We start from the raw sequence: 15,647 nt of genomic DNA on the forward strand, positions 1-15,647 counted from the left end.
CTGTCATTATATACCAAGAGGAAACGATTGCTGCCTATGAAAACAATAGACATTGATCTTATAAAAACGTAGTTATGAAAAAGATATTTGCCACCGGCATTTTGTGTTGCAGCCTCATTGCAGTAAAGGCCCAGTTCACCTACGATTATTTGCGGGCTGCAGATAATTATTATAAAAAGGCCGACTATTATTCTGCGGCGCAGTACTATGAAAAATATTTAGGCACTGCCAGCCAGCATTTAAAAAAAGAAGAATACAGTCCCTATACGGTTCCTTCCTCAGCTATCAAAAAGAACAATGGGCCGGTAAGCAGCCGCCAGCAGGCTTTGTACCGGGTAGCAGAGAGTTACCGGCTGTTGCACGACCATGCCAAAGCGGCTGATTATTACAATCAAACCCTCGAAGCCGGTGCCACTGAGTTTCCGCTGGCCCGCTATTATTATGCATTGGAGCTGCGGGCGCTGGCTAAATACGACGAGTCGGAAAAGGAATTCAACCATTTCCTCGATGAACACCGCAGCGATGATCAGTATGGGGAGTCGGCGAAAAAGGAATTGATGAGTCTGCGGTTCATTCAAACCCAGTTAAAAAAGAAAGACCTGAAACTGTACAACGTGCAAAAGGCGGCTACGCCCCTGAATACGGAAGGCGCCAATTATGCACCGGTATGGCTGAACGAAAATACCCTGCTGTTCACCTCCACCCGCATCGATAGTACGGGTGCTCAGCACCAGTCGCACATAAACCGGGTGTATACCACGCCGGTAACAGATGGCGTAACCGGCGACGTAAAACCATTGCCGCTGCCACAGGGCGCCACCATACACCAGGGCGTGGTGAGTGTTACGCCCGATGGTAATACCCTATTCCTGACGCGTTGGAATATTGTAGGAGGTAAAAAAGTATCTGCCATCTATAGCAGCCGCAAAAAAGGCAATGACTGGGGAGAACCGGAATTGTTAGACAGCACCATCAACGCAACCGGTTTTAGCACGCAGCAACCTTTTGTAATGCCCGGCGGAAAATACTTACTGTACGCCAGCGACAAAACCGGCGGTTTTGGCGGTTTTGATCTTTGGTATGCCGAACTGGATGCCAACGGTAACCCATTTCGCACCGCCAACATGGGGGAGGTGGTCAACACCGTATATGATGAACAGGCGCCTTATTATCACGAGCCTTCGGCAACGCTGGTTTTTTCGGGGAATGGCCGTGTAGGTATGGGTGGGTACGATTTCTTTTACAGCAAAGGGACTATCGACAAATGGGCGCCGCCGGTGAATTTTGGTTACCCCGTCAATTCGGTGAAAGATGATATTTACTTCGTAAGCAAGGGCAGCGCCCGCAATGTGCTGGAAAATGTTTGGCTCAGCAGTGACCGCGAAGCTACCTGCTGCCTGGAGTTGTTCTATTTGAATAAGAAACTGCCGCGCAAACAGGTGAGCGGGCAGGTTGTTAGCTGCGACGATAAAACGCCTTTACCAGGCGTTACGATCAACATCCTCGATACTATCCAAAATAAAGTAGTGTACACCCAAACCACGGCCAGTGACGGCAATTATTCCTTTACGCTCGATGAGTTTCAGCCATTGAAAGCAGTGGCCACTATCAGCGGGTACAGCGGTGGTTCCTTACCGTTTTATGCACCCGGCGATGAAGACGCTGAGCTGCTGATCAATCCGGCTATTTGCCTGGTAAAAGATGTGCCGCCGGTTTCAGCAGCAGTGGTTATGGATAATGTGTATTACGATTTCGATAAGGCCACTTTGAAACCCGAATCCCATGCCTCGCTCGATAAACTGGTGGCGCTGTTGAATGCGCATCCCGATATTGTTATTGAGCTCAGCGCACACACCGATAATATAGGTAACGAAACCTACAACCAGCGCCTGTCAGAAGCAAGGGCACAATCCTGCGTCAATTATCTCATCAGCAAAGGCATTGACCGCAACCGCCTGCAGGCAAAAGGATACGGTTCCACCCAACCCATTGCCCCGAATAAGAAGGAAGATGGCAGTGATGATCCGGAGGGAAGGCAGCAAAATAGAAGGACGGAGTTTAAGATATTAGGGAAATGAAGTTGCCGGTTACAAGTTACCAGTTACCAGTTACCAGTTACTGGTTGCCGGGCCTTACATGTCGATCGATTTATCTATAGTCGGGGTTCTCGAGTTTTTTACCCGGTAACCGGGATCCGGTAACCGGTAACATTCAAACGTAGCACATGAAAAAGTTACTAGCACTCTATTGCGTTGTGGCTTCCATACAGGTAGCCTACCCGCAGCAAAAACCGCACTACACCCAGTATATTCTCAATCAGTACATCCTGAACCCTGCATTAACAGGCATCGAGAACTATACCGATGTAAAGCTCAGTCACCGCCATCAATGGGCCGGTTTGCAGGATGCGCCGGTGACCTCGTATTTGACCATCCATACGCCGTTGAATAAAAAAGATTACCGCACCACGGCCACTTCTTTTGATGTACCGGGTGAGAACCCGCGCGGAAAGCGGTATTGGGAAGAATATACCGCCGCAGAGCCGCATCATGGCGTGGGCTTGCAGGTGATCAACGACCGTACGGGCCCACTGAATTATTTTTCAGCCTATGCCACTTACGCCTATCATATAGGGATAAGCGTAAGAACGAGTTTGGCCGCCGGTTTTGGCGCCGGGTTTACAAATATCAGCCTGAACAGCAACAAACTTGATTTTGGTAATGTACAGGTAGATCCTGCTGTGTACAACAATGGGTTAACCAACACCATGAAGCCCGATTTTATGGCCGGGGTGTACCTGTATTCGGCTGATTATTTTGTGGGCCTCTCCGCACAACAGATCATTCCGCAAAAAATAAGTTTTTCCGACAATGCCGTTAAAACCAGCAATGGAAAAATGGTGCCGCATGTATTTGCTACGGCCGGGTATCGCTTTCTGCTGGGGGAAGACTTTAACCTGATCCCTTCCATTATGGTAAAGTATGTGCAGCCCATGCCCACGCAAATCGATCTCAACGCCAAACTGCAGTACCGCGATGTGGTTTGGCTGGGGGGCGGTTACCGGCTTAACGATGGGTTTGCCGCCATGATAGGGTTGAACATCAGCCACAAGGTCAATATCGGGTATTCGTACGATTATACCACCTCGGGGTTAAATATTGTAAGCAAGGGCACGCATGAATTTATGGTGGGCTTTCTGTTGGGCAATAAATACGACGATGGTTGTCCGAAGAACGTATGGTAAGCAATCATTAAACCAAAAACATAAAAAACACGAACATCATGAAACGCACATTTCAATGGAGTCTGCACCATTTCTTTTATTGTATGCTGGCTATTGGGCTAACGTTCACTGCCTGTAAAAAAGGCGATACCGGCCCGCAGGGCGACAAAGGTGATAAAGGAGAAAAAGGCGATAAGGGCGACAAAGGCGACAAGGGCGATGCCGGTACGGCCAATGTACTATATTCGGCCTGGCTCGATCTCACCTATCAGCAGGATGCTACCAGCGGTACTTTCTTTACGCAGATCACCGAACCAAAAGTGACCGATAATTTATTGTCGACCGGTGAAATAAAAGTGTATATAAACTTTGGTACGCCCGACAATAAAGTAATTACACCGCTGCCATTTGTTGAAGGTGATGTACAGATCTCACCTTTTTATGCTCCCAATACCATTGAGATCGATGCCAATGTAAATGCTTCAACGGTTACCAGTTCTACCACCGGCAAAAAGTCGCGGCAATACCGGTATATCCTGATCCCCGGTGGCGCTTCGGTGCGCAAAGCGGTTGACTGGAATAATTATGAGGCGGTAAAGGCATATCTGGGATTGAAAGATTAATAGGAGCGTAACGGGTTCTGTCGAAAATGACCTCCGCATTTAATTGTAAAGTAAGTATATAATAGCGGGCGAAGTAGGAAGTAAGAAGTAGGAAGTAAGAAGTAGGAAGTAAGAAGTAGGAAGTAAGAAGTAGGAAGTAAGAAGTAGGAAGTAAGAAGTAGGAAGTACGAAGATCGAGAATTTCTTACCTCTTACTTCTTACTTCATATAGCTACTACCTTACAGGTGTAATTAATGTATTAGCACGTAACGGAATTCAAATAGGTATGGCAGTGCTTTTTCTCGTGCGTTACGTTTGGCCCCCCGGCTTGGCCGCGGGGGTTTTTGTTTTGTTGAGCCGGTTACATCCTGTAAATGATGGCAATACTTGCGGCCCTTGATTTAATGGGCACAGTTATGCAAAAAATTGTAGCCTTTAGCGTGTAAAATACATTATCGAAGGAGTCAACTTTCCTCTCTTTATGGCGTGATCGCAAATTGTAAAATGGGCAACTTATCTTTTGTGATTCCATTTTAATTGCCGGCTTGTGACTCTTTTTCTAATTTTCACTAAGAAGTTTATCAAATTACACAACTGTAAGTTAACCGGCGCTATCTTTTTGATTTGCCGCCCCAAAGTTGCTAATTATGCCGCATATGTCGCAAAAGATGAGGCACTTGTTGCGAACTATGGGACACTTGTTGGGAACTATGGGGACACTTGTTGCAAACGGTGAGGCACTTGTTGCAAACGATGGGACACTTGTTGCAAACGATGAGGCACTTGTTGCTAACGATGGGACACTTGTTGCAAACGATGGGGCACTTGTTTGCAACTTCTTGTGGAAAGTTTAAAAGATTGGGGTGGAAAGTTCAAAACATTGGGGCGAAACTTCAAAACATTGGGACCAAAGTTGCGAACACTGGGGCCAAAGTTGCGAACTCCTATGTAAAGTTAATGACTGCTACCACCAGGTTGATCACTGCTTCCACCACATTGTTACTTATACGCAGACAGTGCGAACTTATTTCATAAAGTTAATGACTGCCATCAGCGCCTTGTAACTAGTACGCACAACGTTTTCAACGGCCTTCGTATATCTGCAAAATGTCACCACATTTTCTCTCCAGTCACTACATAAGTTTAAAGTAAAACTGTTCATTAACGCAAGAAAGGTCTGCAATAATGCAAAGCTGCCTGTAAGTATCAAACTACAGCTTACAATATGATTACCAGATTACCATTCATAATCAGCTTTTTACAATTCTCATACAGTCCATTTTCAGCACTAACTTCCTCATTTACATTTTCTTATCACCCTTTGCCTGGTTTCTGAAACTTTTTTTAAAAAATATCTTGCTGAATATCATTGCGTTAGGTGGGGTACTGGTACCGGTTATAACCTGTATTGTATTGTTTGGCGGCGTTTATTTGCATTGTCAACAGCGCGCAAGTATAACCGCCCTGCTGGTACTGAAAATCGCTGATGAAGTTCGTTGTTAGTGATGTTTCCAAAATCAATAGGCAGACTGTAATCAACATTCGTTACAAAGCTGCCGTCCGCCATGCGGAACCTGAGAACATACACCCGATAACGAACCATACAGCAAGCAACAAGTATCAAACAGTTGATTGTTATTCTGCGAATTGCTTGTTCAGCTTTATTGGCCAATCAAGTTTGTTTAAGGTTCTGTTGTAGCTGGTATCTTAATTTTTTAACCTAAAAAATTGTATATGCAAGACGTAATTGTAAGCACGTACAAAAACCTGGCCGACAGTGAAACGGCAACCTTTGGTTATCGCGTGCTGGGGAAAATGGAAGGTAACCCCAATTTTCCGGATCCGCCTGCTGCACTGGCCGCAATGAAAAAATTGTTGCCTGAATTCCAATCCGCGCTTGGCAATGCCAAAGGCCGCGATATGGAAGATGTTGCCCTGAAAAACAGCAAGAAAGCAGAACTGGTTGCATTGTTAACCGAATTGGCCGACTATGTAAACCTCACCAGTAAAGGGATTCGGCTGAAGATCTTAAGTAGTGGTTTCTTCATCTCAGGTGGAAGCAGCAATGCGCCAGATCCGGTTATTAAACAACTGGATGTTATGTTAGGTGCTCCTGGCGAGGTCTCTATCAATGTAAAACGGTTACGGGGCGCGCGCATTTATTTCCACGAATACACTGCCCAACCGCCTACCGATGAAACAGTATGGCACAGTGAAATGAGCAAGGACCCGTTCTACACGTATAGCGGTCTTACTTCCATGGCTAAATACTGGTTCCGGGTTGTAGCTATAAGCCGCGGCGGGCAAAGAGTAATATCTCCGGTTATTAGCAGGGTTATTCAGTAAACCGGCAACCACCTTATCCTATGTGCCTGTTTGCCAACTGTAGGTATGCATATATAGAAGCTTCCATACCTGCAGAAAGCAAACCTTACCGGCCACGGCCCTATGCGCTGGAGCCCCGGCCGGTAAGTTACACAGGCGCGGTTATTGCGGCTGGTTAGTGGATAGTGTTTTGTTGTTTATTTATTAACCAGTCAATTTTTCATTATGAGGAAGATCATGATTCGGATGCAGGGGCCCACGCCGAAGTTTTTCATTAGGAAATAAAATTGAAAAAGTCATAACAGAAACAGGAAAACCAACCATTAAAAATACCTACATTGGTCCCTTTGTTTATCAAAACGATCAATTCCAGCAAATGGCTCATGACGAAGGCCGCATACGTCGGATAATGAAACATCTTTCTAATTGGGATAGTGCCTGGAAGTATTTAGTGGATTATTTTGCCAAGGACCACCTGGGCAACGTGCGGATGGTATTAACTGATCAAAAAGATACAGCCAAATATCTGGCATCGATGGAGCCAAACTATCGCGCAAAGGAAGACGCACTCTTTAATAACGTTACCCTGACGGCATGTAGTACAGCAGTTGTCCCTGGTGGTTATCCGGTGGATACATCTATAACGAACCCAAATGAATGGGTGTCATGGGTTAACGGCAGTGGCAATAAAATTGGTCCATCGCTAACTCTCAGGGTTATGGCTGGCGACACGATCGATATTGGGGTAAAATCTTTTTATCGCCCCTCTGGTGCAGGCATTGGGAATAATTCTGCTCTTAATGACATTCTGGGCTCACTTGCTGGCGGTCTGGTCACGGTAGCCGGTGAAACAAAAGCCACGCTCAGCGAACTTGCCAACACGGGTTCCAGCCCGTTGATTGGGCCGATTAATTCTTTTCTAAACAGCCGCGATACCAGCAACGCTACTAAACCGAGGGCTTATCTAAACTGGATACTACTGGATGAACAGTTTACCTATGTCAATAGCTTTCCGCAGTCCGGAGCCATACCAGTTGGAAGCGCTGATGTGTTGACCACGTTAGCCCAATCAGGCATTCCTATTACCAAGAACGGATACTTATATGTTTATGTAAGCAACGAGACAGGGAACCGGGACGTATACTTTGACAACCTTTCGGTAGTGCACCGCACAGGCCCCTTGTTGGAAGAGACCCACTATTATCCTTTTGGGCTTACCATGACAGCACTATGTTCAAAGGCGTTTGGCAGAGAGGAAAACAAGTATAAATACAATGGAAAGGAGAAGCAAGATAAAGAGTTTAGTGATGGCAGTGGCTTAGAATGGTATGATTATAGCGCCAGGATGTACGATCCGCAAATTGGTAGGTTCCACGCCCCAGATCCGCATGCTGGTTCATATCCAGCGGTCTCAACTTTTAGTTATACCTTTAATAACCCGATAAAATTTGTTGACCTAGATGGCATGGACCCTAAATCATTAAATGAGGATCTAGGAGGTTTTAAATTTAATTATTGGGACAATCTAATAAACACTGGTAGAATTGTCTGGAACTAGGTCTACTGATGTATGGGAGTGCAGTCAGGAGACAAAAGTAGGAGATGGAAGGGGGCGTACCATTACATTTGATTTTGAAGAAGTGATAGAAATCCCTGTTCCGGGAGAAGATGACGAAGATAAGTGGGAAATAACTTCTCAAAGAATTCAGCTGACAGTTCAATATACAGAATATAACAAGGTAGATAACCCTAATCATACGTTTATTGAACCTAATAGTGTTACTGTTTCCGGTCAAGGATGGCAAATAACACCTATGTCCTATTGGACCGCCCAGGAAAATACTAATACATGGTCAGTCCTGCTTAATAACCAAAAGCAATACATTGGAAGTGCGATCACTGAAAAGCAGCGATCGAAATACATTTCTCTTGTATACTTTGCTCATATCATTCATCCCAAAATTTGGGAAGAGATCAAAAAAATACAGTCATCGGTTACTCTCAACGAACATTTCAACATCATTGAGAATTTTTTACCTAATAACGCAATTGATGGCGTTATCTGGACTGAAGACAGTAGCTACTATGCTTATCATTATAGGACTGGCAAAAAACTCGTGGTGCAAGCGCTTTCGCTGCAACAATTGGGTGATAGTTGTCGTACCATCGTCTCCCATTTTGATAATTGGGAGCATCCAACCTTCGCCACAAATGGCCCCGCATTGGGTGCGCCCACTGAGCGGCCTTTTTATCTTGCTTCAAAATATACTTTAAATACTATTCAGACGATTGGATTTTATTATCAATAGAACTCCGCTTATTGTCCGGATTATTCAGGGATAGATAAATAACCAATATATTTCCCAATAGTTAGGGGCTGTCGAAGGGCAGCCTCTTGTTTTTAGTGTTGGTCGCAATCTTTTGCCGGTTGGTCTCATATACAAATTGCCCCGAAAAAAGCAAAACTACATTTGGGCATTAGTATCAGTATATGAAGACAGGAATAATCACCATATTAACCGGCATCTGTTTGCTTACAAGGGCTGTTCAGGCGCAGGACAGCACCGCACAGCCCTTGCCACAGCAATGGACCTTGCCCGATTGCATCAACTATGCATCGCAGCATAATATTTCCATAAACACTTTACAACTCACCACAAAGTCTACGCAACAGGACCTGCTGCAATCCAAAGCGGCCCTGTACCCCAATGTAACGGGTTCGGTTTCGCAGTCACTCGTGAACAGCAAGGGTGCCGACCCGGTAGTGGGCGGCTTTGCCACCCAGGCCAGCTTTAGCAGCAACTATGCCATCAACTCCTCGGTGACGCTTTACAATGGCGGTTACCTGAAAAATAATCTCAAATCAAAGGACCTGAGTGTACAGATCGCCAACCTCAATGTGCAGGAAACGCAAAACGATATCAGCCTCAGCATTGCCCAGGCCTGGTTCAACATACTGCTGGCAAAAGAAAATAAAGTGTCGCTGGAGGCCGTGCTCACTACTTCCAAAGAACAATTGAAGCAGGGACAAATAAAATACAAGGCCGGCAGCATTGCCCGCAAAGACCTGGTGCAAATAGAAGCGCAGGTGGCGAGTGATGAATATAACCTGGTAAATGCCAATAATACGGTGCGCCTGAATTCGCTCACCTTAAAACAATTGCTGCAATTGCCGCCAACATACGAATTAACCATTGCAGCACCAGATACAGTTGCCGTGTCACCAACCGCGCCGGCATTAGGAAATGCGCTGGAAGATGCAATGAACACCCGGCCCGAAGTAAAGAATAAAGACCTGAGCATACAACTGGCGCAAATAGAACTGGAAAAGGTAAAAGCCGGCAGAAAGCCAACGGTTAGTTTAAGCGCCGCGCTGGCAAGCGGTTACAGTAACAACCAGCACTACCATTATTTCACCCAGTTGAATAATAACTTTTACCAGTCGCTCGGGGTTTCGGTAAGTATTCCCATCTACAGCCGCCGCACGAACCGCACCAATATAGAGAAATCAAAGATCTCCATTGAGCAGGCCAGGTTATCGTTGCTGGAAACAAAGACAACCCTGAGCCAGCAGGTAGAGCAGGCATTTATAAACTGGCAGAACGCCATGGCGCAATACAAGGCGGCCGAAGCTCAGTTGAATGCCAGTAAGGAAAGCTATGATATTACCAATGAGCAGTTACGGCTGGGAGCCATGAACCTTCTCGAATGGCAGCAACAGAAAAGTGCATACGTACAGGCGCTGCAGTCGTATGTACAATCGAAATACTCGGCATTGTTGTACAATAAGGTGTATTCGTTCTACGCCGGTAAAGGTATTTCAGCAGGCAATTGACAGTGAATTTTAAAATAACGCAGATGAAACGATACAAATGGATCATATGGACGGTACTGGCGCTGTTGGTGGCAGCCGGTATCTGGGCCTGGAAGTTCAAAAAAGAAGCCAGCGTGCTGGTGCTGCATACAGCGCATCCTGCCATTGGTACTATAGCCAATACCGTTACTGCCACCGGCACCATACAACCGGTTGATACGGTAGCCGTAGGTACGCAGGTTAGCGGCACTATTAAATCGGTGTTTGTTGATTTTAATGCTCCCGTTAAAAAAGGTCAACTATTGGCGCAGCTCGATAAAGCAGTGCTGCTGGCGCAGGAAGAACAGTATATGGCCAACCTGTCGCAGGCGCAGGCCAACCTGGTTTTTCAAACCAGTAATTATAACCGGCAGCAGGAACTGTTCAATGCCGGCGCGGTGAGCAAATCGGAGCTGGAAAATGCTTTATACCTATACACCAATGCGAAGGGCAATGTAGCCAGCATTAAAGCGCAGCTGGCTTCGGCACAGAGGAATTTATCCTTTGCCGATATTTATTCGCCCATAGATGGAACCGTATTGTCGCGCAGTGTAAGCGAAGGGCAAACGGTTGCCGCCAGCCTCAGCACACCTACCTTGTTCAGCATTGCCAAGGACCTTACCAAAATGCAGGTACAGGCTTCGGTTGATGAAGCGGATATCGGCAATGTAAAAAAGGGTCAAAGAGCGATCTTTACAGTCGATGCCTTTCCCAATGATACATTCAGCGGCACGGTAAAAGAGATCAGGTTGCGACCAAGTGTATCGAGTAACGTAGTTACGTATACCACTATCGTCGATGCACCTAATGCGGAGTTGAAATTAAAACCCGGGATGACGGCCAGCATCACGGTGTATACCAAAGAGATCAATAATATTTTATTGGTGCCGGCGCAGGCGCTTTCCTTTCAACCCGATTCAGCGGTGCGAATGAAGTATGCCATCGCGGGCGGACCGCCCACCGGCAAGCCCGGTGGTGAAGCGCCACCGGCGCCACCAACTGGTATTAATGCACCGCCAACCGGGGGCAAGAAACCAACATTCGTGTGGTTGAAAAAAGACAGCAGCCTGGTGTTGCAGCCCGTAGAAACAGGGCTTACCGATGAAACCAAAGTACAGATACTGTCGGGTATAACAGAAGCCGATGAGGTGGTGACCAGTTACCAGGTAACCAATCCGGAGAAGGGCAGTGGCAGTAAAGGGGCGTCAAGTCCGTTTATGCCCAAACCGCCGGGCGGTAATAATAAGAATAAGAACCAGGGACCGCCCCCACAATAACAGTTAATAAAAAAAAGGACCATGTCATCAACAATTCTTGAGATAAAAGAGCTGAAGCGGGAGTTTGTAATGGGAAGCGAAACGGTGCGTGCATTAAAGGGCGTATCGTTCACCGTGCAGCAGGGCGAGTTTGTTACCATTATGGGCAGCAGCGGTTCCGGTAAAACTACTTTGTTGAATATGCTGGGTTGTCTCGATCGGCCGGGTAATGGTTCTTACCTGCTCGACGGTGTAGATGTGAAAGGATTGTCGCGCAATGAACTGGCGCGCCTGCGTAACCAGAAGATCGGTTTTGTGTTTCAGGCCTACAACCTGCTGGCTCGCACCTCAGCATTGGAGAATGTAGAGTTGCCCTTGTTGTACAATAGCAAGATCTCAACTGCTGTACGCCGCGAAAAAGCCTTGCAGGCCTTACAGGCGGTAAAGCTGGGGGACAGGGCCGGTCATTTGCCCAGCCAGCTTTCGGGCGGTCAACAACAACGCGTGGCCATTGCCCGTGCACTGGTGAATGAACCGGTAATGATCCTGGCCGATGAAGCTACCGGTAACCTGGATACGCGCACTTCCTATGAGATCATGCTGTTGCTGCAGGAATTGAATCAGCAGGGGAGTACGATCGTGTTTGTTACCCATGAACCCGATATCGCAGCTTTCAGCAGCCGCACCATTACATTGAAAGACGGCAGGATCATAAAAGATGAACGGAATCAACAGGTGAGATCGGCCCGTGAAATGCTGGCGGCTTTACCGGTAAAGGAGGATTATTAAAGTTACCAGTTACCAGGTACCAGTTGCCGGGCTCAAATTTATGGCATTCTGATTACTGGCAAGCATTCCCCTTTAAGGGCCTGGAAACCGGACACCGGTAACCGGTAACTGACAATCGCCAGTTGAGAACGGGTAATGTTCCAATTAATAACACTATAAAGTTTATGAAAACATACAATCTCTTCCGCATTGCACTAAAGGCCTTGCAGCGAAATAAATTACGGGCTTTTTTAACAATGCTGGGGATCATTATAGGGGTTGGTTCGGTGATCACCATGGTGGCCATAGGGCAGGGTAGTAAACAAAGCATCCGCAGCCAGCTGTCGGGTATGGGCTCGAATATGATCAACATTCGCCCCTCGAGCAATGTTACGGTGGGTGGCGGGGCAAGGCTGGGCGCTTCTGATCTGCAAACACTCAGGGTGGAAGATGCAAAAGCCATCCAAAGTAAAACGCATTTTGTTACCGCAGTTTCACCGGCAGTAAATGCAAGCGGACAGGTGATCAATGATTCACAAAACTGGCCTACCACCATACAGGGCGTTAGTCCGGGTTATTTGACCATCAGGGAATGGAAGTTGAAGTCAGGCGTATCATTTACTGAGACAGATGTCAATGCTTCGGCCAAAGTGTGCCTGATAGGGCAAACCATTGTAGAGAACCTGTTTGCGGCCGGCGAAGATCCGGTTGGCAAGATCATCCGGTTTAACAAGATCCCGTTCAAGGTAATTGGCGTGCTGGAAGAAAAAGGGGAGAATACTTTCGGGCAGGACCAGGATGATATTATGCTGGCGCCTTACACTTCAGTGCAAAAAAGGATCCTGGCCATTACGCATATTCAAAGTATTTATGCTTCGGCCGTCAATGAACAAAGTTCCGATACGGCTACGAAGGAGATCAGTGCCATTTTGCGCAGCAATCACAAACTGCAAGCCGGCGATGAAGATGATTTCAGTGTGCGTACCCAGGCCGAGCTCATCAGCACCATCAGTTCAACCAGCGAACTGTTGACCGTATTGCTGGCTGCGATTGCAGGCATCTCCTTATTTGTAGGCGGCATCGGTATTATGAATATCATGTACGTTTCGGTAACGGAACGTACGCGGGAGATCGGGTTGCGTATGTCGATAGGCGCCCGGGGTATTGATATTCTGCTGCAATTCCTGGTAGAGGCCGTTCTCATCAGTATAACCGGTGGCCTTATAGGCGTGTTACTGGGTGTTTCGGCAGCCAAACTGGTGTCGGTGTTCCTGTCGTGGCCAACACTTGTTTCCGAATCCTCTATTCTGTTAGCCTTTTTGGTTTGCGCCATCACCGGCGTGTTCTTTGGGTATTACCCGGCGCAAAAAGCATCGCGGCTCGATCCTATTGAAGCATTGCGGTATGAGTAAGGTGAATGGTCAATGGTGAAAAGGCCCCTGAAACCTGTAACTTGCAACCTGTAACCTGTAACTGGAAACATCATACAGGCGTGCCGTATGAAAAAGATCAACAAATTATTATGAATAGCGCTTCCAATAATATACCATGGCGAAAGATCGTGTTGCACGTAGCAGCATGGGCCATTGTATTATCGCTGCCTTATTTAATGCGGTACGATGGTTCAAGACCCAAAGACCCCGATGACAATGGATTTTTCCTGTTGCATATTCTTACCAGTTTAATGTGGGGGCCGGTGTATTATTTTAATGCGCTGGTGCTTACGCCGAAATTGATCTTTACGCGCAAATATATTGCCTATGCGGGAGCAGCGTTGGGCTTGTTTGCCATTATGCTATTCTTTCATGGCTGGCTATTCACCAACCTCATCCATAGCCACCCATTCAAAATATTGAACAGCGCGCTGTTTAACCTGATCCCTTTTATGGCAGTGCTGGCAATTGGCACCGCCTCAAAACAAGCGCAGGATAAAGTACGGTCAGATAAACTGATGCAACAACGGCAGGAAGAAAACCTGAAGACGGAATTGTCGTTCTTACGGTCACAGATCAGTCCGCATTTTATGTTCAATGTGCTCAATAATATGCTGGCCATGGCCCGCTTAAAAAGCGACCAGCTGGAGCCCACTATTATAAAACTGTCGTCGTTGATGCGGTATATCCTGTATGAAGCCGACGAGGAAACCGTTTCGCTGAAAAAGGAAACGGAGTATTTGCAAAGCTATATCGACCTGCAGCGCCAACGGATGGGCAATAAAGTACAGTTGAAAGTGCGCATGGAACCCGGTGACGAAGAATACGTCATCGCGCCTATGTTGCTGATCCCGTTTATTGAAAATGCCTTCAAACATGGAACCGGCGCTGTAGATCTTCCGGTGATAGATATTGAGCTGTACACCAGTGGCAATATGCTTTATTTCAGGGTGGCCAATACGTTTAACAGCAGCGCCAATGAAATAAAAGATAAAACATCGGGCATCGGGTTGCAGAATGTAAAAAGACGTTTAAATTTATTGTATGAAAACCGGTACAGCCTGTTGATAAACGATATTGACAACTGGTTCACGGTATCGTTACAATTAAACCTGCAACAACCATGATGAAATGTATTGCTATAGATGATGAGCCTTTTGCCCTGCAGTTATTAAAAGATTACATCAGCCAGGTTCCCTTCCTGGAGCTGGTGGCTTTATGTGAAGATGTAATGGAGGCCAATAAGGTGTTGCAGCAGCACGGGATCGACCTGGTGTTTACCGATATCCAGATGCCGCGGCTCACCGGTTTGCAGTTCATTCAAAGCCTTACCGAGCGGCCCATGTTCATTTTGATCACCGCGTATGAAAAGTTTGCCCTGGAAGGGTTTAACCTGAATGTGGTAGATTATTTATTAAAGCCGGTTGAGTTAAGCCGCTTCCTGCTGGCCTGTAACAAGGCCTGGGAATTGCACCAGTTGAAAAAGGCGGCCAAACATTCCCCCGAAGTGGCCCCCGCTTATTTCTTTGTGAATGCCGAATACCGGCAGGTGAAGTTATTATTTAAGGATATTACCTACATAGAAGGACTGAAAGATTATGTCAAGATAAATTTTGTTGCACCCGCCAAACCATTGCTGGTACGCATGAGTATGAAAGCGATGGAAGAAGAGCTGCCGGCTGCTCAATTTATCAGGATCCATAAATCATACATTGTCTCCATCAATAGTTTAACTGCTGTCCGCAAAACCAGCGTATTTATCGATAAACTGGAATTACCAGTCGGCGAAACGTATCAATCTGTAATAGAACAGTTGACAAAACGTAAAAGCCAGGGATAAAGAACGCACGCCACACCAGTTATAGTATTTAACAAAAGTACAAACTCGGCTACTGTTGCAATCACATCGACGAACCGCCCGGTTGTATCGGTGATGCGCCCGTATGTTTTGTTGTGAGATAGTTCGCTTGTTTGTTGTAAATATTTAAAATAAAAAATCTATTCTTTTTTCCAACGCTTTGCAGTGCTGCCGCGTATCATACAATAACAAGGATCATAAACTACGAATACTTATTGCTGATATAAAGCAGTTGCCAGTTACCTGTTACCAGTTACCGGGGCTCAAATTTATCGCAGGTTGATAATAGGCATTCTGCATTAAGGGCCTGGTAACCGGGAACAGGAAA

13 protein-coding genes are annotated in these 15,647 nt (G+C 46.3%); 12 read left to right on the plus strand and 1 reads right to left on the minus strand.

Annotation, left to right across the window (positions count from 1 at the left end):
* Positions 1-74: 74 nt before the first annotated feature.
* From A3860_RS22805 to A3860_RS22815, 3 genes are all read left to right on the plus strand, one after another.
* Positions 75-2,078, plus strand: coding sequence for an OmpA family protein (locus A3860_RS22805; RefSeq protein WP_081150319.1), 2,004 nt, complete (start codon positions 75-77; stop codon positions 2,076-2,078).
* A gap of 146 nt (positions 2,079-2,224) precedes the next feature.
* The gene (locus tag A3860_RS22810) at positions 2,225-3,244 is read left to right on the plus strand and encodes a PorP/SprF family type IX secretion system membrane protein (RefSeq protein ID WP_081150321.1); all 1,020 of its coding nucleotides are present in this window, start codon (positions 2,225-2,227) and stop codon (positions 3,242-3,244) included.
* 38 nt (positions 3,245-3,282) lie between these two features.
* Positions 3,283-3,846, plus strand: coding sequence for a hypothetical protein (locus A3860_RS22815; protein WP_081150323.1), 564 nt, complete (start codon positions 3,283-3,285; stop codon positions 3,844-3,846).
* A gap of 1,354 nt (positions 3,847-5,200) precedes the next feature.
* On the opposite strand, the gene A3860_RS41195 is transcribed toward A3860_RS22815, so the two are convergent.
* Positions 5,201-5,341 (minus strand): hypothetical protein, encoded by a 141-nt coding sequence (locus tag A3860_RS41195; protein ID WP_158085329.1) that lies wholly within the window; start codon positions 5,339-5,341, stop codon positions 5,201-5,203.
* Positions 5,342-5,560: 219 nt separating this feature from the next.
* Here A3860_RS41195 and A3860_RS22820 point away from each other — a divergent pair, with 219 nt between their 5' ends.
* From A3860_RS22820 to A3860_RS22860, 9 genes are all read left to right on the plus strand, one after another.
* Positions 5,561-6,172, plus strand: a complete 612-nt coding sequence (locus A3860_RS22820) for a hypothetical protein (protein ID WP_245843596.1) — start codon at positions 5,561-5,563, stop codon at positions 6,170-6,172.
* A 388-nt stretch (positions 6,173-6,560) separates the two neighbouring features.
* A complete protein-coding gene (locus A3860_RS22825; RefSeq protein ID WP_158085330.1) occupies positions 6,561-7,709 on the plus strand; it encodes an RHS repeat-associated core domain-containing protein in 1,149 nt (382 codons plus the stop codon).
* A complete protein-coding gene (locus A3860_RS22830) occupies positions 7,696-8,460 on the plus strand; it encodes a hypothetical protein (RefSeq protein WP_081150327.1) in 765 nt (254 codons plus the stop codon). The genes A3860_RS22825 and A3860_RS22830 overlap by 14 nt, the downstream gene beginning before the upstream one ends.
* 182 nt (positions 8,461-8,642) lie before the next feature.
* A complete protein-coding gene (locus A3860_RS22835; RefSeq protein ID WP_081150329.1) occupies positions 8,643-9,986 on the plus strand; it encodes a TolC family protein in 1,344 nt (447 codons plus the stop codon).
* 23 nt (positions 9,987-10,009) lie between these two features.
* Entirely contained in the window at positions 10,010-11,281 is a 1,272-nt protein-coding gene (locus A3860_RS22840; protein ID WP_081150331.1) for an efflux RND transporter periplasmic adaptor subunit, read from the plus strand.
* A 21-nt stretch (positions 11,282-11,302) separates the two neighbouring features.
* The gene (locus tag A3860_RS22845; protein ID WP_081150333.1) at positions 11,303-12,049 is read left to right on the plus strand and encodes an ABC transporter ATP-binding protein; all 747 of its coding nucleotides are present in this window, start codon (positions 11,303-11,305) and stop codon (positions 12,047-12,049) included.
* Between the two features lie 164 nt (positions 12,050-12,213).
* Positions 12,214-13,440 (plus strand): ABC transporter permease, encoded by a 1,227-nt coding sequence (locus A3860_RS22850; protein WP_081150335.1) that lies wholly within the window; start codon positions 12,214-12,216, stop codon positions 13,438-13,440.
* A 41-nt stretch (positions 13,441-13,481) separates the two neighbouring features.
* Entirely contained in the window at positions 13,482-14,588 is a 1,107-nt protein-coding gene (locus A3860_RS22855) for a sensor histidine kinase (RefSeq protein WP_245843597.1), read from the plus strand.
* Positions 14,585-15,301, plus strand: a complete 717-nt coding sequence (locus tag A3860_RS22860; RefSeq protein WP_245843598.1) for a LytR/AlgR family response regulator transcription factor — start codon at positions 14,585-14,587, stop codon at positions 15,299-15,301. Before A3860_RS22855 ends, A3860_RS22860 begins: the two co-directional genes overlap by 4 nt.
* Positions 15,302-15,647: the final 346 nt, after the last annotated feature.

Source organism: Niastella vici, assembly GCF_002077945.1.
GTDB lineage: Bacteria > Bacteroidota > Bacteroidia > Chitinophagales > Chitinophagaceae > Niastella > Niastella vici.